General features: G+C 66.8%; 17 protein-coding genes, 1 tRNA gene and 1 pseudogene. 8 read left to right on the forward strand and 11 right to left on the reverse strand.

The features are described from left to right. Nucleotides 1-16: 16 nt before the first annotated feature. The 7 genes from prfA to argS all read right to left on the reverse strand — a co-directional run bounded on the left by prfA (nucleotide 17) and on the right by argS (nucleotide 10,321). Nucleotides 17-1,090 carry a peptide chain release factor 1 gene (gene prfA, locus ACTHQS_RS12830; protein ID WP_307357591.1) on the reverse strand — a complete coding sequence of 358 codons (1,074 nt, stop codon included), beginning with the start codon at nucleotides 1,088-1,090 and terminating at the stop codon, nucleotides 17-19. 256 nt (nucleotides 1,091-1,346) lie between these two features. Beyond that, nucleotides 1,347-3,470, reverse strand: coding sequence for a transcription termination factor Rho (rho, locus tag ACTHQS_RS12835; RefSeq protein ID WP_440169416.1), 2,124 nt, complete (start codon nucleotides 3,468-3,470; stop codon nucleotides 1,347-1,349). A 292-nt stretch (nucleotides 3,471-3,762) separates the two neighbouring features. Beyond that, nucleotides 3,763-4,737, reverse strand: coding sequence for a homoserine kinase (gene thrB / locus ACTHQS_RS12840; RefSeq protein WP_440169419.1), 975 nt, complete (start codon nucleotides 4,735-4,737; stop codon nucleotides 3,763-3,765). 2 nt (nucleotides 4,738-4,739) lie between these two features. Continuing rightward, on the reverse strand, nucleotides 4,740-5,846 hold the full coding sequence (gene thrC, locus ACTHQS_RS12845) for a threonine synthase (RefSeq protein WP_440169421.1): 1,107 nt from the start codon (nucleotides 5,844-5,846) through the stop codon (nucleotides 4,740-4,742). Then, on the reverse strand, nucleotides 5,847-7,163 hold the full coding sequence (locus ACTHQS_RS12850) for a homoserine dehydrogenase (protein ID WP_440169423.1): 1,317 nt from the start codon (nucleotides 7,161-7,163) through the stop codon (nucleotides 5,847-5,849). Beyond that, a complete protein-coding gene (lysA, locus tag ACTHQS_RS12855) occupies nucleotides 7,164-8,651 on the reverse strand; it encodes a diaminopimelate decarboxylase (RefSeq protein WP_440169426.1) in 1,488 nt (495 codons plus the stop codon). Nucleotides 8,652-8,656: 5 nt separating this feature from the next. Beyond that, a complete protein-coding gene (gene argS / locus ACTHQS_RS12860; RefSeq protein WP_440169429.1) occupies nucleotides 8,657-10,321 on the reverse strand; it encodes an arginine--tRNA ligase in 1,665 nt (554 codons plus the stop codon). 139 nt (nucleotides 10,322-10,460) lie between these two features. On the opposite strand from argS, the gene ACTHQS_RS12865 reads away from it, so the two are divergent. The 4 genes from ACTHQS_RS12865 to ACTHQS_RS12880 all read left to right on the forward strand — a co-directional run bounded on the left by ACTHQS_RS12865 (nucleotide 10,461) and on the right by ACTHQS_RS12880 (nucleotide 13,558). Beyond that, complete coding sequence (locus ACTHQS_RS12865; protein ID WP_440169431.1) at nucleotides 10,461-10,943, forward strand: FMN-binding protein; 483 nt, start codon at nucleotides 10,461-10,463, stop codon at nucleotides 10,941-10,943. Nucleotides 10,944-10,946: 3 nt separating this feature from the next. Continuing rightward, nucleotides 10,947-11,819: an FAD:protein FMN transferase gene (locus ACTHQS_RS12870; RefSeq protein WP_440169433.1), complete on the forward strand. Its 873-nt coding sequence runs from the start codon at nucleotides 10,947-10,949 to the stop codon at nucleotides 11,817-11,819. After that, nucleotides 11,816-13,372, forward strand: a complete 1,557-nt coding sequence (locus ACTHQS_RS12875; RefSeq protein ID WP_440169435.1) for a ferredoxin--NADP reductase — start codon at nucleotides 11,816-11,818, stop codon at nucleotides 13,370-13,372. The genes ACTHQS_RS12870 and ACTHQS_RS12875 overlap by 4 nt, the downstream gene beginning before the upstream one ends. A 113-nt stretch (nucleotides 13,373-13,485) precedes the next feature. Next, nucleotides 13,486-13,558 (forward strand) — tRNA-Arg (locus tag ACTHQS_RS12880). A gap of 64 nt (nucleotides 13,559-13,622) precedes the next feature. On the opposite strand, the gene ACTHQS_RS12885 is transcribed toward ACTHQS_RS12880, so the two are convergent. Continuing rightward, nucleotides 13,623-14,573 (reverse strand): cation diffusion facilitator family transporter, encoded by a 951-nt coding sequence (locus ACTHQS_RS12885; protein WP_440169438.1) that lies wholly within the window; start codon nucleotides 14,571-14,573, stop codon nucleotides 13,623-13,625. Nucleotides 14,574-14,698: 125 nt separating this feature from the next. On the opposite strand from ACTHQS_RS12885, the gene ACTHQS_RS12890 reads away from it, so the two are divergent. From ACTHQS_RS12890 to hrpA, 3 genes are all read left to right on the forward strand, one after another. Beyond that, nucleotides 14,699-15,751 (forward strand): M4 family metallopeptidase, encoded by a 1,053-nt coding sequence (locus ACTHQS_RS12890; protein ID WP_440169440.1) that lies wholly within the window; start codon nucleotides 14,699-14,701, stop codon nucleotides 15,749-15,751. A gap of 60 nt (nucleotides 15,752-15,811) precedes the next feature. Continuing rightward, nucleotides 15,812-16,147, forward strand: coding sequence for a protealysin inhibitor emfourin (locus ACTHQS_RS12895; RefSeq protein WP_440169442.1), 336 nt, complete (start codon nucleotides 15,812-15,814; stop codon nucleotides 16,145-16,147). Between the two features lie 61 nt (nucleotides 16,148-16,208). Continuing rightward, nucleotides 16,209-20,201 carry an ATP-dependent RNA helicase HrpA gene (gene hrpA / locus ACTHQS_RS12900; RefSeq protein WP_440169444.1) on the forward strand — a complete coding sequence of 1,331 codons (3,993 nt, stop codon included), beginning with the start codon at nucleotides 16,209-16,211 and terminating at the stop codon, nucleotides 20,199-20,201. Between the two features lie 55 nt (nucleotides 20,202-20,256). On the opposite strand, the gene ACTHQS_RS12905 is transcribed toward hrpA, so the two are convergent. Genes ACTHQS_RS12905 through ACTHQS_RS12915 form a run of 3 tightly spaced genes read right to left on the reverse strand, consistent with a single transcriptional unit; the run spans nucleotide 20,257 to nucleotide 22,720 of the window. Next, nucleotides 20,257-20,685, reverse strand: a complete 429-nt coding sequence (locus ACTHQS_RS12905; RefSeq protein WP_440169447.1) for an HIT family protein — start codon at nucleotides 20,683-20,685, stop codon at nucleotides 20,257-20,259. After that, a complete protein-coding gene (locus ACTHQS_RS12910; protein WP_440169449.1) occupies nucleotides 20,682-21,830 on the reverse strand; it encodes an NAD(P)-dependent alcohol dehydrogenase in 1,149 nt (382 codons plus the stop codon). The genes ACTHQS_RS12905 and ACTHQS_RS12910 overlap by 4 nt, the downstream gene beginning before the upstream one ends. Next, nucleotides 21,827-22,720: a sulfurtransferase gene (locus tag ACTHQS_RS12915; protein WP_440169452.1), complete on the reverse strand. Its 894-nt coding sequence runs from the start codon at nucleotides 22,718-22,720 to the stop codon at nucleotides 21,827-21,829. The genes ACTHQS_RS12910 and ACTHQS_RS12915 overlap by 4 nt, the downstream gene beginning before the upstream one ends. Nucleotides 22,721-22,813: 93 nt before the next feature. Here ACTHQS_RS12915 and ACTHQS_RS12920 point away from each other — a divergent pair. Beyond that, a pseudogene (locus tag ACTHQS_RS12920) lies at nucleotides 22,814-22,941 on the forward strand (PLP-dependent cysteine synthase family protein); the annotation flags it as partial. Nucleotides 22,942-23,083 lie beyond the last annotated feature (142 nt).

Raw genomic sequence — 23,083 nt, forward strand, 5'->3', positions numbered from 1 at the left:
GGGTGAAGGCTTCCGGTCAGTCGCCGATGGCGTCCAGCCGGGCCTGCTCATCCATCTCGATGGCGGACTGGATGACCGGTTCCAGGTCACCGTTCATGACCTGGTCCAGGTTGTAGGCCTTGTAGCCGGTGCGGTGGTCCGCGATCCGGTTTTCGGGGTAGTTGTAGGTGCGGATGCGCTCAGAGCGGTCCATGGTGCGGATCTGCGACTTGCGCTGGGCCGAGTTCTCGGCGTCGATCTGCTCCTGCTGGTGCGCCAGGATGCGTGCGCGGAGGACACGCATGCCGGCTTCACGGTTCTGCAGCTGGGACTTCTCGTTCTGCATGGCCACCACAATGCCGGTGGGAAGGTGCGTAATGCGGACGGCGGAGTCGGTGGTGTTCACGGACTGGCCGCCCGGGCCCGAGGACCGGTACACATCGATCTTGAGGTCGTTCTGGTTGATTTCGAGCTCTTCGGGCTCGTCCACCTCGGGCAGGACCAGCACGCCGGCAGCGGAGGTGTGGATGCGGCCCTGGGACTCGGTGACGGGCACGCGCTGGACGCGGTGCACGCCGCCTTCGAACTTAAGCCGCGCATAGACGCCTTCGGCGGGATCGTTCGAGTTGCCCTTGACGGCCACCTGGACGTCCTTGTAGCCACCGAGGTCCGACTCAGTGGCTGAAATGATTTCGGTCTTCCAGCCGCGGGACTCCGCGTACCGGGTGTACATGCGCAGCAGGTCGCCGGCGAACAGGGCGGCCTCGTCGCCGCCTTCCCCGCCCTTGACCTCAAGGATCACGTTGCGGGCGTCGTCGGGATCGCGGGGAATGAGCAGGCGCCGCAGCTTGGCGGCAGCAGTCTCCAGCGCGGCCTCAAGTTCAGGCACCTCGGCAGCAAACTCGGGATCCTCAGCAGCCATCTCCTTGGCGGCAGCAAGATCGTCCCGGATGCCTTCCCACTTGTGATAGGCCTCAACGATGCCATTGAGCTGAGCCGACCGCCGCCCCAGCTTCCGGGCAAGCCGCTGGTCAGCATAAACAGCAGGATCCCCGAGCTGCGCCTGGATGGAATCATGCTCATCAAGCAGGCCCTGTACGGACTCAAACATCTATAAACCTCTTTCGACTTGTACAAGTCTAATGACTGCCATGCGGAGACTGACCGCACGTCCGGACGCATGCCCGCATTTGGTGAGATAACTGCATGGCGTTCGGATTTTGCCGCCCCGGGAGTGGCATCGGGCCTGCCGGAGCTGGGCGGCGAACGATCGAAGATCGAAGCCGCCCAGCGAAGGGGCGGGGGCGGCAAAATCCGAACGACAAAGGCGGGGCCGGCAAAATGCGTCGGCCCCGCCCCTGGTGAAACTACTTGTCGTTATCCGACTTCGCACCAAGCGTCGTCTTCTGGACCTGCATGAGGAACTCGACGTTGCTCTGGGTTTCCCGGATCTTGTTGGTGAGCAGTTCAAGGCTCTGCTGGGTCTCGAGTCCGGAGAGGACGCGGCGCAGCTTCCACATGATCTTGACTTCTTCGGGCGAGAGCAGGTTCTCTTCGCGGCGGGTACCGGACGCGTTGACGTCCACGGCCGGGAAGATGCGCTTGTCTGCCAGCTGGCGGGACAGGCGGAGTTCCATGTTGCCGGTGCCCTTGAACTCTTCGAAGATGACCTCGTCCATCTTGGAACCGGTCTCGACGAGGGCGGTGGCCAGGATGGTGAGCGAGCCGCCGTTTTCGATGTTGCGGGCGGCACCGAAGAAGCGCTTGGGCGGGTAGAGGGCTGCGGAGTCCACACCACCGGACAGGATGCGGCCGGAGGCCGGTGCTGCCAGGTTGTAGGCGCGGCCCAGGCGGGTCATGGAGTCCAGCAGGACCACCACGTCCATGCCCATTTCCACCAGGCGCTTGGCGCGTTCGATGGAGAGCTCGGCCACGGTGGTGTGGTCGTCGGCGGGACGGTCGAAGGTGGAGGCAATAACCTCGCCCTTGACGGTGCGCTGCATGTCCGTGACTTCTTCGGGCCGTTCGTCAACCAGCACCATCATGAGGTGGACCTCAGGGTTGTTGGTGGTGATGGCGTTGGCGATGGACTGCAGGATGAGCGTCTTGCCGGCCTTGGGCGGGGAGACGATCAGGCCGCGCTGGCCCTTGCCGATGGGGGCCACGAGGTCGATGACGCGGGGACCGATCTTTTTGGGGTCGGTCTCGAGGCGCAGGCGCTCGGACGGGTAGAGCGGAACCAGCTTGGCGAACTCCACGCGGTCCTTGAGCTCTTCCGGCGTCTTGCCGTTGACCGATGTGACCCGGACCAGGGCGTTGAACTTCTGGCGGGCGGACTGCTGGCTGCGGTCTTCGCCTTCGCGCGGAGCACGGATTGCGCCTACAACGGCGTCACCCTTGCGCAGGTTGTACTTCTTGACCTGGGCCAGGGAGACGTAGACGTCGTTGGGGCCGGGCAGGTAGCCGGAGGTGCGGATGAACGCGTAGTTCTCCAGGACATCAAGGATGCCGGCGACCGGCAGCAGGACGTCGTCGTCGGTGACCTCGACATCGTCCACGTCCGGACCCTGGTTGCGGCCGCGGCGGCGGTCGTTGCGGTCGCGGAAACGGTCGTTGCGCGAGTTGTCCCGGTCCTGGCCGCCGGAACGGTCGTTGCGGTCATTCCGGTCGCGGCGGTTACGGCGGTTGCGGCGGCTTCCACCGTCGGCGTCGTCGTTGTCCCGGGTGTCCCGGCCGCCGTCGCGCTGGCCGGCTTCGCGGCTGCCGGCGTTGTCGCGGCCGCCATCGGAATCGCGGGTGTTGTCACGGCCGCGGGTGCGGCCGCCTTCACGGCGTTCCGTGCGCTGGCCGGCGTCCCCTGCTTCCGCGGGAGCTTCGGTGCGCTGTTCACCTGCGCGCTGTTCCGCGGCCGGCTGCTCTGCCGGGGTTTCCACCGGAGCTTCCTGGACGGAGGCTGCAGCGGCTTCGCTGCGGCGGCGGTTGCGGGTTCGCGGCTGGCGGCGCTCGGCGGCGCCCTCCGTTGCCTCGGTGGTTTCCGCGGGGGCGGCCGACGGCGCCTCGACGGCTGCGGCGGCCGGTGCGGCTGCGGTTTCCGCAACCGGAGCCTCGGTTGCGGGGGCTACCACGCCGTCACTGACAGCGCGGCGGCTGCGGCCGCGTCCGCGGGCACGGGTGCCTTCAGCAGCAGGAGCTTCTGCGGCCTCCGGAGCGGAAGCCGGTGCGGCCGGAGCCACAGTGCTTTCCGGAGCCTTGGCCGCTGCCTTGGCAGGAGTCTTGACGGTGAGGGTCCCTGCGCGGTGGGCGGAGATGGCCGAAACCAGGTCCCCCTTGCGCATGCGGGAGCCGCCGGAGATGCCGAGCTGGCTGGCAAGGGCCTGCAGCTGGGCGAGCTTCAGGCCGGCAAGGCCGCTGCTCTTGGCGGGTGCGGCCGTTGATTCGGCAGCAGAAGTTGTGTGTTCCACAGCTGGCGACAGCTCAGTGGTTTCGGTCACGAAGGATCCTTCCCCCTCGACGGCGTCCAGACTGGGAGCTGGACGCGATGATTTGATCTGGGCTGCAGTTCAGATCTGCAGCCGGATTTCAGCCTTGCCGGTTGGATTTCGGCCAGCAGGGCCGGATACTGATTCACCTTGCGCTGCGCCCACGGCACAACGCCTGACTGACGCTTCAGGGGCAGTTGGATGCTGCAGATTCCTGCGACAGACCAAGCAGGCGGCACCGGAATACATTCACAGTGGTAGATCAAACAGCAACTGAATGCAGGAGCAGATCAGATAGGCGGAATTACCGCCGGTGCACGTCCACCTTAGCACCTTCAACGTCCACTGCGAGCTTCAGCACGCGCCAGCCGATGTCCGGCGTGTTCTCGGATGTAAAGGCCTCGATGAAGGCGAGGGCATCGCCGGCCTGCGCTTCACCGTTGGCCAGCACCAGGACGGTTGGCCCGGCGCCGGAAACCACTGCCGCGTAGCCTGCTTTCCGGAGGGCGCCGATCAATGCCGCACTGGGCCGCATGGCCTCGGCCCGGTAGCTCTGGTGCAGGTAGTCCTCGGTGCCCGGCAACAGGAATTCGGGCTTTTGCGTCAGGGCATGGATCAGCAGGGCCGCGCGGCCTGAATTCATCGCCGCCGCATGGTGTCCGACGGATGCCGGCAGCAGAGCGCGGGCGGCCTCGGTGGAGAGTTCGTAGTCGGGGACCGCCACAATGGGGATGATGGAACCGGCAACGGCAGCGCTGGTGCTGCTGTACTGCTCACTGTCCTGCCATGACAGCGCCAGTCCGCCGAAAATCGCGGGTGCGACGTTGTCCGGGTGGCCCTCCAACTCGCTGGTGAGCTGCAGGATCCAGTCCTTTCCACGCTGGCTTCCGGACGGCACCATGGCGTTGGCGGCCGAGACCGCAGCCACCACGGCGGACGCGGAGGAGCCCAGCCCGCGGCCGTGCGGGTTCACGTTCCGGGCTGTCACCTTGAGGCCGCCGTGGCGGTAGCCCAGCCGTTCGAAGGCCGCATCCATGGCACGCACCACCAAGTGGCTGGCATCCCGAGGGAGGGTGTCGGCGCCCTCGCCGCTGAGTTCGAAGACGAGTTGGTCCGTGTCCAGGCTTTCCACGGTCAGGGTGTCGTGCAGGGCCAGTGCAAGTCCCAGGCTGTCGTAGCCGGGACCCAGGTTGGCCGTGGTGGCCGGAACGCGCACGGTGACGCGCTGGCCCGGCTCAATCAGTTGCAGTCCTACGGCGGCCTGCGAGGTGGTGTCCAAGGTTATTTTTCTTCCAGTCCCAGCTCAGCGGCAACGGTGACAACGTCGTTCGGAACCTTGACCGGCTGGACATCGCTGCCGTCCTCGGTGCGCAGGGCCCACTGGGGGTCCTTGAGTCCGTGGCCGGTGACAGTGATGACAATGGTCTTCCCGCTGGGGACTTCGCCTGCGGCGTGCTTCTTGAGCAGGCCTGCCACACCGGCGGCGGAACCGGGCTCCACGAAGACGCCTTCCTTGGACGACAGCCACCGGTGGGCGTTCAGGATTTCCTCATCGGTAACGGCCTCGATGAGTCCGCCGGATTCGTCACGGGCGCCCACGGCACCATCCCAGGACGCAGGATTTCCAATGCGGATGGCGGTGGCGATGGTGTCCGGCTCCGTGATGGGGTGGCCTGCCACGAAGGGCGCAGCACCGGCGGCCTGGAAGCCCCACATCGCGGGCGTCCTGGTGGATACGGCGGGGAGCGTTCCGGCCGTGTCCGATTCGAAGGGAGCGGAGTACTCCTTGTAGCCCTTCCAGTAAGCCGTGATGTTGCCGGCGTTGCCCACGGGCAGCACGTGGATGTCAGGGGCATCACCCAGGGAATCGACCACTTCGAAGGCACCGGTCTTCTGGCCCTGGATGCGGGCAGGGTTGACCGAGTTGACCAGGAAGACGGGGTAGGACTCCCCCAGCTTGCGGGCGATGTCAAGGCAGTTGTCGAAGTTGCCGTCCACCTGGAGCAGGGTGGCGCCGTGGGCGATGGCCTGGCTGAGCTTGCCCATGGAGATCTTGCCTTCGGGCACCAGGACGGCGCACTTGAGGCCGGCGGCGGTGGCGTAGGCAGCGGCGGACGCGGACGTGTTGCCGGTGGAAGCGCACACGACGGCCTTCGCGCCGGAGGCAACCGCTGCCGTCATGGCCATGGTCATGCCCCGGTCCTTGAAGGAGCCGGTGGGGTTCATGCCCTCCACCTTGAGGTAGACCTCGGAACCGGTGAGTTCGGAGAGCTTCTGCGCGCGCACCAGCGGGGTGCCGCCCTCGCCCAGGGTGATGACCCTGGTGGACTCCGTCACGGGCAGGCGGTCAGCGTATTCGCGGATGACTCCGCGCCATTGGTGAGCCACTTAGACTCCTTCTACCCGCAAAACGGATGTAACTGAATTGATGACGTCCAGGCCCTTCACGGCCTCGACGGTGGCTGCGAGGGCAGCCTCTGACGCGCGGTGGGTGACGATCCGCAGTTCGGCCGACTCCACGTTGGACGCCGAATCGCGGTGGATGGTCTGCCGCATGATTTCGATGGAGACACCGTGTTCGGCGAAGAGCTGGGCGATCTTTGCCAGGACGCCGGGCTGGTCGGCAACGTCCAGGCCGATGTAGTAGCTGGTGGTGGCCGCGTCGATGGGCAGCGCGGGAACGTGGCCGGTGGTGGTTTCGGTGCGGCCGGGACCGCCCAGGACCAGGCGGCGGGCTGCTGAAACGAGGTCGCCCAGGACGGCCGATGCCGTGGGGGTGCCGCCGGCGCCCTGGCCGTAGAACATCAGTTCACCGGCGTTTTCGGCCTCGATGAACACCGCATTGAAGGCACCGCGGACAGCGGCCAGCGGATGTTCGCGGGGCAGGAGGGTGGGGTGTACGCGGACGGAAACGCCTTCCTTGCCTTCGGCGTCCGTCAGCTTTTCCGCGATGGCCAGCAACTTGATGACGAAGCCGGCGTCTTTCGCGGCGGCGATGTCCGCGGCACTGACGGACGTGATGCCTTCGCAGTGGACGTCGTCCAGCGCGAAACGGGTGTGGAAGGACAGCGACGCGAGGATGGCGGCCTTGGCGGCAGCGTCATGGCCTTCGACGTCGGCAGTGGGGTCGGCCTCGGCGTAGCCAAGGCGCTGGGCTTCGGCCAGGGCATCCGCGAACTGGGCGCCGGTGGTGTCCATCTGGTCAAGGATGAAGTTGGTGGTGCCGTTGACGATGCCCAGCACCCGGGTAATCCGGTCGCCTGAGAGGCTGTCGCGGATGGGGCGCAGGATGGGGATGGCACCGGCAACGGCGGCCTCGTAGGACAGCTGGACGCCGGCTTTGTCCGCCTCTTCGTAGAGCGTGGGGCCGTCCTGCGCCAGGAGCGCCTTGTTGCCGGTGACCACGCAGGCGCCGTTGCGCAGCGCGGAGAGGATCAGCGTGCGCGCGGGTTCGATGCCGCCCATCAGCTCGATGACCAGGTCGGCGTCCTTGACGAGTGTTTCGGCGTCGGTGGTGAAAAGCTCCTGTGGCAGGTCCACGTCCCGTGGGGCGTTGACGTTGCGCACGGCGATGCCGCTGAGCTGCAGGCGGGCACCGGTGCGGGCAGCGAGGGCGTCTGCATCCTCAAGAAGGATCCGCGCAACCTGGGCTCCAACGTTGCCACAGCCCAGCAGGGCTACTTTCAGCGTTCGCATTTCCGTCATTCAGGCTCCCATGTCGCGGTTCAGCAGATCTTCTTCGGTTTCCCCGCGGACAATCAGCCGGGCAGATCCGTCGCGCACCGCGACAACGCCCGGCCGGGCCAGATAGTTGTAGTTGCTCGAGAGGGCCCAGCAGTAGGCGCCGGTTCCCGGTACAGCAAGCAGATCACCGGCTGCCACGTCCTCGGGCAGATATACATCTCTAACAACTATGTCGCCGCTCTCGCAATGTTTGCCCACTACGCGGGACAGCTGCGGGGCGGCCGCGGACGTGCGGGAGGCCAGCACTGCCGAATAATCCGCGTCGTACAGCACCGGGCGGGCGTTGTCGCTCATGCCGCCGTCCACCGAAACATACCGGCGGGGATACGTAACGTTGTTGTCCGCGTCACCGTCGGCGGAAGTGCCGGGTGCGTCCACGCGGACGGTCTTCAGGGTTCCCACCTCGTACAGGGTGAAGGTGGTGCTGCCAACAATCGCGCGTCCGGGCTCGATGGAGATACGCGGCGCGTTGATGCCCAGCTCGGCGCAGGTGGAACGCACGACGGCGGCCATTGCGTTGGCGATCTCCGCTGGGGGGCGGGGGGTGTCCACGGGCGTGTAGGCGATCCCGTAGCCGCCGCCAAGGTCCAGTTCCGGCATGGTGATGGAGTATTTCTCCTGCATGGCGGCCAGGAAGCGCAGCAGCTTTTCGGCGGCCAGCGCGAAGCCGTCCGGCTCGAAGATCTGCGAGCCGATGTGGCAGTGCAGGCCCAGCAGCTCAATGCCGGGATGGGCTGCCGCAGCTGCCACCGCTTCCTCGGCCGCGGAAATGCCGGCTTCATCGGTGGTGTCGGCTGCCATGGAGAGGCCGAACTTCTGGTCCTCGTGGGCGGTGGCGATGAATTCGTGCGTGTGGGCGTGCACACCGGGAGTAAGCCGCAGCATGACCTTGGCCTGCTCCCCGCGGGCCTGCGCGATGGCACCGACGCGTGCGAGTTCGTCCAGGCTGTCCACCACGATGCGGCCCAAGCCCATGTCCAGCGCGCGGTTCAGCTCGGCGTCGGACTTGTTATTGCCATGCAGCGCCACCCGTTCCCCCGGCATTCCGGCACGGGCGGCCACTGCCAGCTCGCCGCCCGATGCGGTGTCCAGGCGCAGCCCTTCCTCCTCCACCCACTTGACCACGGCGGTGCAGAGAAAGGACTTTCCGGCGTAATAGACGTCAACGCCGCCGCAGATGTCGGCGAAGGCCGCGTCGAAGGAGTCCTTGAAGGCCCGGGCCCGGGACCGGAAATCTGCCTCATCCATGACGAAGAGCGGCGTGCCGAACTGTTGCTTCAACTCCCGGACGTCCACGCCACCCGCGGTGATTTCGCCGTCGGCATTGCGCTGGACGCTACCGGCCCACATGGGCTCCTGGAGTGCATTGAGATCGGCCGGTACCTGCAGCCATTCGGGTGCAAGCGGGGACGCGCCGCCTGCCTGGACGGTGATGGCTTCAGCTCGCATGGTGCTTACATCCGTTCCGGCGCGGAAACGCCAAGCAGGTCAAGGCCGTTGGCCAGCACCTGGCTCGTGGCGTCATTGAGCCAGAGCCGGGTGCGGTTGAGGTCGGTCACGGGCTCCTCGCCCATGGGGGCGATGCGGCAGGCGTCATACCAGCGGTGGTAGGCGCCGGCTATGGCCTCGAGGTGGCGCGCCACGCGGTGTGGTTCGCGCAGTTCCGCGGCCTTGGCCACAATCGACGGGTAGCTGCCCAGGTAGGACAGCAGCTCGTTTTCCGTGGCGTGGTCCAGGAGGGACGCGTCGAAGCTGTCCTGGCCGTCCACCTGGCGTTCGACGCCGGCCGCCACAGCATTGCGCGCGGCGCCGCGGGAGCGGGCGTGGGCGTACTGGACGTAGAACACGGGGTTCTCGTTGCTGTGCTTCTTCAGCAGTTCCGGATCAAGGGTCAGCGGCGAGTCGGCGGGGAACCGGGCCAGGGAGTAACGGACTGCATCCTTGCCCAGCCACTCGATCAGGTCCTTGAGCTCGATGATGTTGCCCGCGCGTTTGGACAGCTTGGCGCCATTGACCGAGACCAGCTGGCCAATCAGCACTTCGATGTTGGACTCGGGATCGTCCCCGGCCGCGGCAGCGATGGCCTTGAGCCGGTTGATGTAGCCGTGGTGGTCGGCGCCCAGGAGGTAGATCTTTTCGGTGAAGCCGCGGTCCTTCTTGGACAGGTAGTAGGCCGCATCCGCGGCGAAGTAGGTGGGCTCACCGTTGGCTCGGATCATCACGCGGTCCTTGTCGTCGCCAAAGTCCGTGGTCCGCAGCCAGACCGCACCGCCGTCGTCGAACACGTGGCCCTGCTCGCGAAGGCGCGCCACGGCACTTTCGATCGCACCGGCGTCGTGCAGTTCCTGCTCGGAGAAGAAGACGTCGAATGCGACGCCAAACTCGGCAAGGGTGGCCTTGATGTCCTTCATCTGGGCCTCGTACGCGGCGGCCCGGATGACAGGCAGGGCGGCCACTTCGGTGAGCTCGCGGATGTCCGGATGTGCGCTGAGGACCTCGTGGCCGAGGTCGGCGATGTACTGCCCGGGGTAGCCGCCGTCGGGCACGGGAAGTCCGTGCAGGCGCGAGTACACCGAAGTGGCGAAGGTGTTCATCTGCGAGCCGGCGTCGTTGATGTAGTACTCCGCCGTGACGTCGGCGCCGGAAGCACGCAGCACACGGGCAATCGAGTCACCCAGGGCGGCCCAGCGGGTGTGCCCGATGTGCAGCGGCCCGGTGGGGTTGGCCGAGACGAACTCCATGTTCACGGTGCGCCCGGCGAGCGCGGTGTTGGTGCCGTAGTCCTTGCCGGCCTCGACGATGGCCCTGGCGAGGGCACCGGCGGCTGCGGCGTCCACAGTAATGTTCAGGAATCCCGGGCCGGCGATGTCCACGGCGGAGACGCCGTCGATGGACTTGAGCCGGCTGCTGAGGACGGCGGCGAATTCGCGCGGATTGGTGCCGGCCTGCTTGGCGAGCTGGAGGGCGATGTTGGTGGCCCAGTCGCCGTGGTCCCGGTTCTTGGGCCGCTCCACGCGCACCTCAGCCGGAATGGCTGACACCGCAAGGGCGATGTCACCGGCGGCGACGGCGTCCTTGAGGCAGGCGGATATGGCGAGGGAAAGTTCTTCGGGAGTCACCCCTCTAGCCTACCGGGGGCCAGTGACAGCAAAGAATTTGAACCATTCGTGCCGGTCCGGCGTTGACTAAACCGTAGCCACTGCCGCTCGGCGCAGCCTACAGACACGGTGCAGCCCCAAGAGTGAAATGAGAGCCTTCATGAGACCCTCCACCCCCAAGAGCCCTTCCGCTTCCAAGGACGCCGTCCACAAAGGCCTTGTTGCTGGAATCGCAGGCCTGTCCCTGGCAGGAACCGTGGCGGGCTGCGCGCCGTCCACGGCCGACAGCACGCCCGGCACTCCGGGCGCCCCCTCTGCCGGCTCTTCCGCCCTGGCCGGCGGCGGCGCCGTCTACAAGGACGGCACCTACAGCGCGGACGGCAACTACGTTTCGCCCAACGGCACTGAGACGGTGGGCGTGCAACTGACGCTGGCAGCCGGAACAGTCACGGACGTGCAGATCACCCAGCACCCGTCCAACCCCAACACCCGCAAGTTCCAGGGCCAGTTCGCCGGGGGCATTGCAGCCCAGGTAGTGGGGAAAAACATTGATGGACTCAACGTGTCCAAGGTCTCCGGGTCCTCACTGACCAGCGGAGGGTTCAACCAGGCCCTGGAGAAGATCAAGGCGGAGGCGCAGTAGCCGGTGCCGGCGACGGACCGGGAGGACTTTTCGTTCCAGGGGATCGGTACAGACTGGCACATCACCACTGCCCTGCCGCTGCCCCCGGCCGTAGAGGCGCGCCTTGTGGACAGGGTGGAAAAGTTCGACGGCGACTGGTCCCGTTTCCGTACCGATTCCCTGGTTGCAGACATGGCCCGGCAGCCGGGGCGCTATGCGTTCCCGGCCGAGGCTGCTCTCCTGGGCGACTTGTATTGGCGGCTTTACCGCCTGACCGGCGGGGCCATGACGCCGCTGATTGGCGGCAGCCTGGAGCGCCTGGGATATGACGCGGCGTACGCCCTCCGGGCCGCAGGCCTGCCGCTTCCGGCACCGGCCTGGGAAGGTGTCCTCACGTGGTCCGGAACGGTCCTGGCTGCCAGCGCCCCGGTGGTGCTGGACATCGGCGCCGCCGGCAAGGGCCTGCTGGTGGACCTGCTGGCACAGGAGCTGGTGGACGCCGGCGTTCGCGCATTCGTCATCGATGCCGGCGGGGACCTGCTGGCCAGCGGAACCGGGCCCGTCAGAGTGGCACTTGAGCACCCCTACAACCCGGCACAGGCGATCGGCGTCGTGGACCTGCAGGACCGGGCACTGTGCGCCTCCGCCGCCAACCGGCGTGCCTGGGGCGACGGACTGCACCACGTCCTTGACGGGACCACCGGGAAGCCGGTGCGGACCGCCGTCGCCACCTGGGCGCTGGCGGAGTCGGCCATGGTTGCCGATGCCCTCGCCACTGCCCTCTTCTTCGTTCCCGGCGCCCAGCTCCAGGAGGCGTTCAACTTTTCCTGGCTGACGGTCTTTTCCGACGGCAGCGCCACCTATTCCGCCGAATTTGAAGGGAAGCTGTTCCCATGAGCCCCGTGGAAACACCGCAGACCGGTCCGGCTTCCTCCCTGGCGGGCCGGATAGACACCGCCCTGGGCAGGTTCACCATGTACCGGCTCATCCTTGTAGTCCTGGCAGTACTCGCCGCGTACAGCCTGCTGCTTGATGTGCTGGGCTGGCTGACCTTTGGCATCCCGCAGATGCTGGCACACCTGGCGCTGTGCCTTGGTGTGACCTACGCCGCCAACCGGGCGCTGGCGGCGCTCTTCCGGATCAATCCCCATTCGGAATCGTCGCTGATCACCGGGCTGCTGCTCTACTTCCTGTTCTGGCCCTCCCTGCAGCCGATGGACCTGGCGGGGGTAGCGCTGGCCTGCGTGCTGGCGTCGGCGTCCAAGTACGCATTGGCGTGGCGCGGGCGGCATATTTTCAATCCTGCCGCCGCCGGCGCCTTTGCCACCGGACTCACCGGACTGAACATCGCCACCTGGTGGGCCGCGACGCCGGCGATGATCTGGCTGCTGGTACCGGGCGTGCTGTTGATCCTGTACCGGACACGCAAGGTGCTGATGGCAGCGGTGTTCACGGTGGTGGCCACGGCGATCATTACCCTTGAACTGCTTCGCTCGGGCATGACAGCCGGGATGGGCGTCTGGCAAACCCTCGCCCAGCGTCCGGTGCTCTTCTTTGTGGGCTTCATGCTGACCGAACCCCTCACGTTGCCGCCGCGGCGCCGCCAACAGTTGGCTCTTGCAGCAGTGGCCGGGGTGCTCTTCGCGGTGCCCTGGAACCTGGGTATTGTGGCCAACTCCCCCGAGGCGGCGCTGCTGGCGGGCAACCTGCTGGCTTTCCTGGGGGGCCAGCGCGGCGCCGTAAAGCTCCGGTTCGCAGGAACCCGCCCGTTGACGCCCACCACCGCCGAGTTCTCGTTCGAGCCCGCCAGGCCGGTACGTTTCATCCCCGGGCAGTACATGGAGCTGGACCTGCCGCAGGCCAGGCCGGATGGAAAAGGCCGACGCCGGGTGTTCAGCCTGACCGGCTCCCCCGGCGGCCGCCTGGTGAAGTTTGGCGTCCGGACGGCAGGCCCTTTGTCTGCGGCAAAGGAGGCGCTCCTGGCGTTGCGGCCGGGCGACGAAGTGACAGCCACGGCGGTGGGCGGCGACTTCGTCCTGCCGCGGGACCCGCGCCGGCCGGTGCTGCTCATCGCGGCGGGCATCGGCATCACGCCATTTATGTCCCAGCTGTCCTCCGGGGGCCTGCGGGAGCGGGACGCCGTGCTCCTGTTCCTTGCCAGGAGCACTGATGAGGTGGCCTACGCGGATGAACTTCGGACTTCGGGCGTGCGGGTACTGGTGCGGCTGGCGGATGGTTCCGAGCCGCCGACCGGCCTGGCCTCCGTTGCCGCGGCCAACCCCGGCGCGTCCGGCCGGCTGGACGGACAGGCGCTTGCGGCGCTGGTCCCGGACATTGCCCGCCGGGATGTTTACGTCTCGGGCTCCCCCGCAAGCGTTGCATCCCTCCGCCGCGCATCCCGGCGGGCCGGCGCACGCCGGGTGCGGACGGACTCTTTTGCGGGCTACTAAGGCTGCTCCGGGAACCATCCCGGGCTGGTCCCGGTGGTGGTTTTCCCTTGCGGGCCACCTTCCTGCTAAGCTCTAGGACGTCCCGCCGGGAACGGCAGGATATCCCGGAAATTGCCCTCGTAGCTCAGGGGATAGAGCGTCTGCCTCCGGAGCAGAAGGTCGTAGGTTCGAATCCTATCGAGGGCACATGGGGAACCCCCGCCGCTTCACGAAGCGGCGGGGGTTTTTTCGTTCCGGTCCGTCTACACCGTCAGTAGCTCAGGGCCGCCTCGTCGGCTGTTGCCAGGGTCAGCACGGCCTCCTCTACGGTCTCGTGATCTTCCAGGTCACGCTCGATCCGGCGCAGGACCACCGCCACTTCGTGTTCCGGGTGGTTCCCCTCCAGATCCACGGCTGCCACCAGATACAGCTTGCGCGGACCTACGAATTCAAGATGCAGGTAGGTGAGCCGGGCGATGTCCTCGTGCTCCAGCAGCCGTTGCACCATGGAGCGTTCGATGTCCGGAGTGACTCCCTGGCCAACCAGGAAGCGCCGGTTGCGGTCGATGAGGACGACGGCGACGACGGCCAGCAGCACGCCGACCACGATCGATCCGATCGCGTCCGGGAGGGGCGAACCGGTGACCTGGTGCAGGAACACGCCCACAAACGCCACGATGAGGCCGATCAGCGCGGCCGCATCCTCGGCAAAAACAGCACGGAGGGTGGGGTCTGAGCTGATCAACACCTGCTCCAGCGTGTGGCGTTCCAGCTCGTGGGCCGCTTTCCGGGTCTGTCGGAAAGCCTGGATGAAGGAAATCCCTTCAAAGACGAAGGCCACGGCCAGGACGATGTACGCCACCATGAAATCGGAGGCGGGTTCCGGGGAAATGATCTCCTGGACGCCGTGCATGATGGACACCACAGCGCCGGCGGTAAAGAGGCCGAACGCGGCGAACATCGACCAGACGTAGGCTTCCCGGCCGTATCCCATGGGATGGCTCTTGTCCCGGGGCCGGGCAGAGCGCCGCTCCGCGAAGAACAGGAACACCTGGTTCCCGGTATCCGCCCAGGAGTGCGCTGCCTCCGCGGCCATCGAGGCCGAGCCGGAAAGGACAGCGGCCACTGACTTTGCCGCCGCGACGAGCACATTCGCGACGAAGGCGATGATGACCGTCAGCAGGGTGGAGCTGGACTTGGTTCGCTTTTCGGTTTCAGCCATGCGCTTACCGTACCCAGCTCAGCCCGCTCCAGCGCCCGGAAGGCTGGTGAATTCGTGGCGGTGGCTTCCCTGTCATTGTCAGTGGCTCCTCGTAGGCTGGGTCCACCTAGTTGAGGGGGTACGCAATGCACGTTCCAGTTTGTTCGATCGTTCCGCCGTACATGTTGCGGCGGCTGGCGCAGCAGGATGCGCCGGAGTTCTCTTCCGCGGCAAGCGCCGCCAGGAAAGCGCTGGGCCACGTCGAGTCCTTCCAGGCTGCCCGTTCACAGGCTGTTCAGGCCCTCCCGCCGGGCCTGCGGCTGGAAAAACCAGGGCCGGTCAACCGGGCCGTCTACGATGCCGGCGGGGACGAAACCCTCCCCGGCAGGCTTGTCCGTCCAGAGGGCGGCGCCGCCACCGGCGATCCCGCCACGGACGAGGCCTATGAAGGGCTGGGGTCTACGCACAAGCTGTATGCGGACGCCTTCGGACGTGATTCGGTGGACGGACACGGGTTGAAGCTTGATGCCACGGTGCACTTTGGCAAGCTGTACGACAATGCCTTCTGGAACGGCAGCCAGATGGTCTTCGGCGATGGCGACGGTGACGTCTTCGAACGGTTCACCAAATCCGTGAGCGTCATTGGGCACGAACTGGCCCACGGCGTCACGCAGTACTCGGCCGGGCTTGTTTACCGGAACCAGGCGGGCGCGCTGAACGAATCCATGTCCGACGTCTTCGGCGCGCTCGTTGAGCAGTACGGCAAGAACCAGTCCGCCGCGGAGGCCAGCTGGCTGATCGGGGAAGGCCTGTTCACGTCCAACGTCCAGGGACAGGCACTGCGGTCCATGAAAGCGCCCGGAACCGCCTACGACGACGACGTGCTGGGCAAGGACCCGCAGCCTGACTCCATGGACTCCTATGTCCGGACCAGCGCGGATAATGGCGGCGTCCACATCAACTCCGGTATCCCCAACCGTGCCTTCTACCTTGTGGCGGAGGCTCTGGGTGGCTACGCCTGGGATGCGCCGGGCCGTATCTGGTACGAGACACTGACCAATGGTTCCCTGCCGCCCTCAGCCACCTTCACCGTCTTTGCCCGTGCCACGGTGCGCGCTGCCGCAGAGCTTTTCGGACCGGAATCCAAGGAGCATGACGCCGTCGGAGCGGCGTGGGAAACTGTAAGAGTCAAGGTTTAACCACTGTCCGGCGGCCCACCCATTGGTTCCCGGACCGGATGGAAGCCCAGGGGCCAGCCCATGAAGATCAAGGTGGAGCGCACCGGCGGAATCGCTGCGATCACGCGCGTATGGACGGTGGACGCCCGGACGGACAGCGACCTCAGCCAGTGGCAGCCCATTGTCGAGGCGTGCCCGTGGGATGCGGTTCCCAGCACCCCACGGGCAGCTGCCGCAGCCTTCGAGGCGCAGCAGCCGGACCGCTTCATCTACTCCATCACCGCCGGGCAGCGAAGGGCGGCCCTGCCCGAACATGCCCTCACGGGCCCATGGCGAATCCTGGTTGACACCGCGCGGGCCGCCGCCGGGGAAGCCGGCGGACCCGGACCCGGCGCGGACACCGGCAGCCCTGCCTGAGGGCGGCCCGCCAGCAACTGAACGGGGGGCCTTTCCCTGCGGCAGTAGACTGTCTGCAGCCATGACTTTTCATATCTCCTATCCCGCCGAGCTGCCGGTCTCCGAGCGCCGCGAGGACCTGATGGCCGCAATCGCAGCCAACCAGGTGACCATCATCGCCGGCGAGACCGGCTCCGGAAAGACCACCCAGATCCCCAAGATGTGCCTGGAACTGGGGCTCGGAGAAAAGGGCCTCATCGGGCACACCCAGCCCCGGCGCCTGGCAGCGCGGACGGTAGCCGAGCGCATCGCGGAGGAGCTCGGCGTCGAGATCGGCCAGGAAGTAGGCTTCCAGGTCCGTTTCACGGGCGAGGTCAGCAAGGCGACCAAGGTCAAACTCATGACCGACGGCATCCTGCTCGCCGAGATCCAGCGGGACAAGCTGCTGCGGAAGTACAGCACCATCATCATTGATGAGGCGCACGAACGCAGCCTCAACATCGACTTCATCCTGGGTTACCTCAAGCGGATCCTGCCGCAGCGGCCGGACCTGAAGGTCATCATCACCTCGGCCACCATTGATCCCGAACGGTTCGCCAACCACTTCGGGACCCGGGAAGACCCGGCCCCCATTGTTGAGGTCTCCGGCCGGACATATCCCGTGGAAATCCGCTACCGTCCGCTCTCGCAGCCGAAAGCGGACGAAGAGGATGCCTCGGATGATGAACTTGAAGAGGACCGCGACCCCCTGGACGCCGTCTGCGATGCCGTGGACGAGCTGGCGGCGGAGGCTCCCGGTGACATCCTGGTGTTCTTTTCCGGTGAGCGTGAAATCCGGGACGCCGCAGAAGCCCTGCAGGCCCGCATCCAGTCCAACCGCAGGCTGGCCAACACCGAGATCCTCCCCCTCTTTGCCCGCCTGAGCCTGCAGGAGCAGCACAAGGTGTTCCACCCCGGCAGCAGACGCCGGATCGTGCTGGCAACCAACGTGGCGGAAACGTCGCTGACGGTTCCGGGCATCAAATACGTCATCGACACCGGCACGGCACGTATTTCCCGGTATTCGCACCGCACCAAGGTCCAGCGCCTGCCCATCGAACGCGTCTCGCAGGCATCGGCCAACCAGCGCTCGGGACGCTGCGGCCGCGTGTCCGACGGCATCGCCATCCGCCTTTACTCCGAGGAGGACTTCGAGTCCCGGCCCCGGTTCACCGACCCCGAAATCCTGCGCACCAACCTCGCCGCCGTGATCCTCCAGATGACCGCGATGGGCGTGGCAAAGGGCCCCAAGGACGTTGAAGACTTTCCGTTCGTCGAACCGCCGGAAACCCGGGCCATCAACGACGGCGTCACCCTCCTTCGCGAACTCGGGGCCCTGGCTCCCCCGCGCACCCAAGGTAACGGCAGTGCGGCTGAAGCAGCCGGCGGCAGGGGCGGGCCGAAGGGCGGCGGCCTCACCGCCGTCGGACAAAAACTCGCCCAACTGCCCGTGGATCCCCGCTTGGGCCGCATGATCGTCGAAGCGGGAAAGCGCGGCTGCGTCCGTGAAGTCATGGTCCTGGCAGCGGCACTCACCATCCAGGACCCGCGCGAACGGCCCACCGACAAGCAGCAACTGGCCGCGGAAAAGCACAACCGCTTCCGGGACGAAAACTCCGACTTCACCGGCTACCTGAACCTCTGGAACTACCTGCAGGAGAAGCAGCAGGAGCTGTCGTCATCGGCCTTCCGCCGGCTGTGCCGCGCCGAATTCATCAACTACCTGCGGGTGCGGGAATGGCAGGACCTCTTCACCCAGCTGCGCCAGCTCGCCCGCCCGCTGGGAATCGCCCTGGACAACAAGCGCCTGGCAGATCCCGTGGGCAACCATGACGGCATCCACATCAGCCTGCTCTCCGGGCTCCTCAGCCACATCGGCATCCTTGACGAGCGCAAACGCGAATACGCCGGCGCCCGGGGCAGCCGCTTCGCGATCTTCCCCGGATCGGCGCTGTTCAAGAAGTCCCCCACGTTCGTCATGGCAGCCGAGCTGGTGGAAACCAGCCGGCTCTGGGCCAGGGTGGCGGCGAAATTCGATCCGCTGTGGGCCGAGCAGGTAGCTCCTGACCTGGTGAAACGCACCTACAGCGAACCCCACTGGTCCACCAAGCAGGGCGCCGTCATGGCCTACGAAAAGGTCACCCTTTACGGTGTTCCGATCATCGCCCAGCGGCGGATCAACTATGGCCGCGTGGATCCTGTGGTGGCCCGGGAACTGTTCATCAGGCATGCCCTGGTGGAAGGCGACTGGCGCACCCACCACAAGTTCTTCCACCGCAACCGGGCGCTCCTGCACGAGGTGGAGGAACTCGAGGCCCGCATGCGCCGCCGGGACCTGCTGGTGGATGACGAAACGCTGTTCGAGTTCTACGACGCCAGGATCGGTCCCGACGTGGTCTCAGAGCGGCACTTCGACAAGTGGTGGAAGGACGCCCGCAGGGAAAACCCGGACCTCCTGGACTACGACAAGTCACTGCTTCTCAGCGATGACGCCGACGACCTGGACGTCTCCGCCTACCCGAAGACCTGGCTGCACAAGGGCTTCGAGCTTCCGCTGACGTACGAGTTCCATCCGGTGGCACCGGGCTCTGCCCCCGACCCGTCCGACGGCGTCACTGCCGAAGTTCCGGTCCTGTTCCTCAACCAGCTCGACGACGCCCCGTTCCGGTGGCTGATCCCCGGTCAGCGGGTGGAGCTGGTCACCGCCCTGATCAAGTCGCTTCCCAAGCAGGTGCGCAAGAATTTCGTTCCTGCCCCCGACGTGGCACGGCAAGCGGTGGCCGTCCTCGAAGCCGACTTCGATCCCGCCGGGGACGAGCTCGAACCTTCACTGGAACTTGCGCTGCGGCGTATCCGCGGCGCAGTCATCCCGCCCGGCTCCTGGAACTGGGACGCCGTCCCCCCGCACCTGCGCGTGAGTTTCAAGGTGGTGGACAGCAAGGGCAACGTCCTGGGCGAAGGCAAGGACCTCGCCGGGCTCCAGGAGCAGCTCGCCCCCGCCACCCGGCGTGCCATTGCCGAGTCGCTTGGCGCCACCCCCGCCTCCACTGCGCCCGGCGCCGGCTGCAACGCGCAGCGCCGGAATGGAAAGGCGTCCGACGGCGGCCCACCGGGCGGCCAGCACCAGGGCACCGGAGTGCCGGGGGGCCCTGGCACGGCAGGGTTCGTGGAGCAGGAAGGCCTGACTGAATGGACCTTCGGCACCATTGAGCGCCAAGTGAGCAGCATGGTCAAGGGCCATACGGTCACCGGCTACCCGGCGCTGGTGGACCAGGGCACGTCAGTGTCCCTGCGCGTGTTCCAGACGGCTGGGGAACAGCTCGACGCCATGCGCGGCGGCGTGATCAGGCTGCTGGCACTGCGCGTTCCGGCACCGGACCGATACGTCCTGGAGCACCTGAGCAACACCGAGAAACTCACCTTCAGCCAGAACCCGCACGGCTCGGTGACGGCCCTCATCGCCGACTGCGCATTGGCGGCCATCGACAAGCTCACACCCCCGGAACTCCCCTGGGACCGCCCGGCGTTTGATGCTCTTTATGAGCTGGTGCGCGCTGAACTCATCGACACCGTCTTCACCGTCACTGCCGTCGTCGAGCGCATCCTGGCCAGCACCCGGCGGATCGAAAAGCAGCTCAAGGGCACCACCAGCCTGCCCCTGATCAGCGCGCTGAACGACATCAAGAGCCAGCTGGAACAACTGGTGTACCCGGGTTTTGTGGCACGCACGGGCTACGCCCAGCTCAGCCAGCTCCCGCGGTACCTTGCGGCCATCGAAAAGCGGCTGGAGCGGCTGCCCGGGAACGTGCAGCGGGATGCGCTGAACATGACAGTGGTGCAGCGGCTCGAGGACGACTACGACGATGCCGTCTCGGCGCTGCTGCCGGGACGGCGTGCCGGACGGGAGTTAACCCAGGTGCGCTGGATGATCGAGGAACTCCGGGTGAGCCTGTTCGCCGTCGAACTCGGAACTGCCTACTCCGTGTCCGAAAAGCGCATCCGGGCCGTGCTCAACAAGGCACTTGCCCCTGCCTGAGTAAACGGCTGAGTGCCCGGCCTGCGGGGCCGGGCACTCAGCCGAAACGACACCGTCAGGCCGCCGGAACGTATTCCCCATAGCCGGCTGCCCGAAGGCCTTCGCGCAGCTTTTCGGCGTTGGCGTCCAGCACCGCGGGGTCCGGGTTCTGGTCCGCTGACCCGAAGTCGAAATCGGCCATGCTGCGCGAAGGCCACACGTGCACGTGCAGGTGGTTGATTTCGTAGCCCGCCACGATCAGGCCGGCCCGGCGGGCGCCGAAAATGTCCACCTGGACCGCGCCGATCCGCCGTGCCACTTCCATGACCTTGGCAAGGGTCTCCGGCGAGGCGTCCGTCCAGCGGTCCACTTCCTCGGTGGGGACCACCAGGGTGTGGCCGTCGGCAAGCGGGCCGGTGGTAAGGAACGCTGAAACGTCGTCCCCACGCCAGACGAACCGGCCGGGAATTTCGCCCTTCAGGATCTTCGTGAACAGCGTGCTCATGCGTCTGCCTCCTCGGCTGGTGCCGGCAAAGTGCTGGTGTCCAGCACGAACCGGTACTTTACGTCTCCAGCGACCATCCGGTCGTAGGCTTCATTCAGCTGGCCTGCTGCCACCATCTCGATATCGGCAACCACGCCGTGCTCGGCGCAGAAGTCCAGCATTTCCTGCGTTTCGGCAATGCCGCCAATCAGTGAGCCGGCGTAGGCGATCCGGCGCCTGATCAAGGCGCCCGGATTGACCGGCGGCATGGCTTCGGAGGGCAGCCCCAGCTGGAAGAGTGCCCCGTCCACGCGCAGGGTGCGGAAGAAAGGGTTCAGGTCGTGCGGGGCCGCCACGGTGTCGATGATGAGGTCGATGGTACGGTTCGCGGCGGCCATGGCAGCTTCATCCCGCGACAGGACAACTTCATCCGCGCCCAGTTCCAGGGCGGCCGCCACCTTCGATTCCGAGGTGGTGAACACCACTACCCTGGCACCCATGGCCTTGGCCAGCTTGACGGCCATGTGGCCCAGCCCGCCGAGCCCCACGACGCCCACTACATCGCCTTCCTCGACGTCGAAGTGCCGCAGCGGCGAAAAAGTGGTGACGCCGGCACACAACAGTGGCGCTGCAGCGGCCGGATCCAGCGATTCCGGCACGCGCAGGACGTAGCGGCGGTCCACCACGATGGACGACGAATAACCGCCCTGGGTGATGGTGTCCCCGTTCCGCCGGTCCTTTGCGCCGTAGGTCCCGGTCATTCCGTTTTCGCAGTACTGTTCAAGGCCGTCCAGGCAGCTTTCGCACTCGCGGCAGGAGTCCACCATGCAGCCAACGCCCACGCGGTCGCCCACTGCGAAGTCGGTGACATCCGAACCGGTCCTGCTGACCCTGCCCACGATTTCGTGGCCGGGGACCAGGGGGTAGGTCTGGCCGCCCCATTCTCCACGGGTGGCGTGCACATCGGAGTGGCAGAGCCCGCAGAACTCGATGGCGATCTCCACGTCGTCCGGTTTGGGCGCGCGCCTGGCGACCGTCAGCGGTACCAGCCCGCTGGCTCCGGAGACTGCGCCGTAGGCTGCGGCGCGCATTCCGGCTTCGGCGTCTGCTGCTGCGGGTGAAATGGGATGGGCAAGGGGCGGTGGTACGGGGCGTCCTGGTGTCATAGTGCGACGCTACCCCCGGCTCCGCCGGACTTTCCAGCCGGGGCCGCGGCGTCGCCTGGTTCCGGACCGGTGGCCACGGGCAGGTCCGGGCGGTTTGACCACTCCGAGAAGGAGCCCGGATAGAGGGCAGCAGAGAACCCCGCCAGTTCGAGTGCGGCCACCTCATGGGCCGCCGTGACGCCGGAGCCGCAATAGACGGCCACCGGTTGGCTGTCCTGGACGCCCAGGCATTCGAACCTCTGCCGCAGCTCCGCCGGCGGAAGGAACCGGCCGGCGCCGTCCACGTTTGCAGCGGTGGGGGCACTGACTGCTCCCGGAATGTGGCCGGCACGGGGGTCCACCGGTTCGAGCTCGCCCCGGTACCTCTCGCCCGCCCTTGCGTCGAGCAGCAGGCCGCTGCGCGGCCAGGTGGCGGCAGCACCGGCGTCGACCACGGGCATTTGGCCACTGCCCAGCTCAACGTCGCCGCGGGTGGGACGGACGGGGCCCGCCTCACGCGGCAGGCCGGCGGCACGCCAGGCGGCCAAACCGCCGTCGAGCAGGTAAACCCCGGTGACGCCGGCGTCACGCAGCATCCACCACAGCCTGGCCGCCGCCATGTTTCCGCTGTCATCGTAGGCAACCACGACGTCACCCTTCCGAATACCCCAGCGGCGGGCCGACTCCTGGAACGGGTCGCGGGACGGCAGCGGGTGCCGCCCGCGGTCCGGGACGGTGGGATCCGCAAGCTCCGAGGCCAGGTCAACGAACACGGCGCCCGGCAGGTGCTCCGCAAGATAGTGCTCAAGGCCATGCGGATCGCCCAGCACCCAGCGCACGTCCAGCAGCACCGTCCGGCGCCCGGCGGCGAGCCTGGCTTCAAGGCCGGGGACGTCAATCAGCGGATTCATGGAGCTCCTTCTGCGGGATCTGCGCCGTCTGATGGCGCAGGCAACGGTCCAACTTTAGACGGGTAATCCGGCTGCCACGGGTAGGCTGGTGCGGTGAAGATCGAGGGCAGCACCGGCACGGGCAGCGGCGGAACGGACCGGGACTGGGCGGACCAGGCGATCCGCACCATCACGGCGGAGAACAACCGTTCCGCGGACACCCACCTCTACTCGGTGGCCCTGCCGGAGCATTGGGGCATCCAGCTGTACCTCAAGGACGAGTCCACCCACCGGTCCGGCAGCCTCAAGCACCGGCACGGGCAGCGGCGGAACGGACCGGGACTGGGCGGACCAGGCGATCCGCACCATCACGGCGGAGAACAA

It is taken from the genome of Arthrobacter sp. SAFR-044 (assembly GCF_051965175.1).
Taxonomy (GTDB): Bacteria; Actinomycetota; Actinomycetes; order Actinomycetales; family Micrococcaceae; genus Arthrobacter.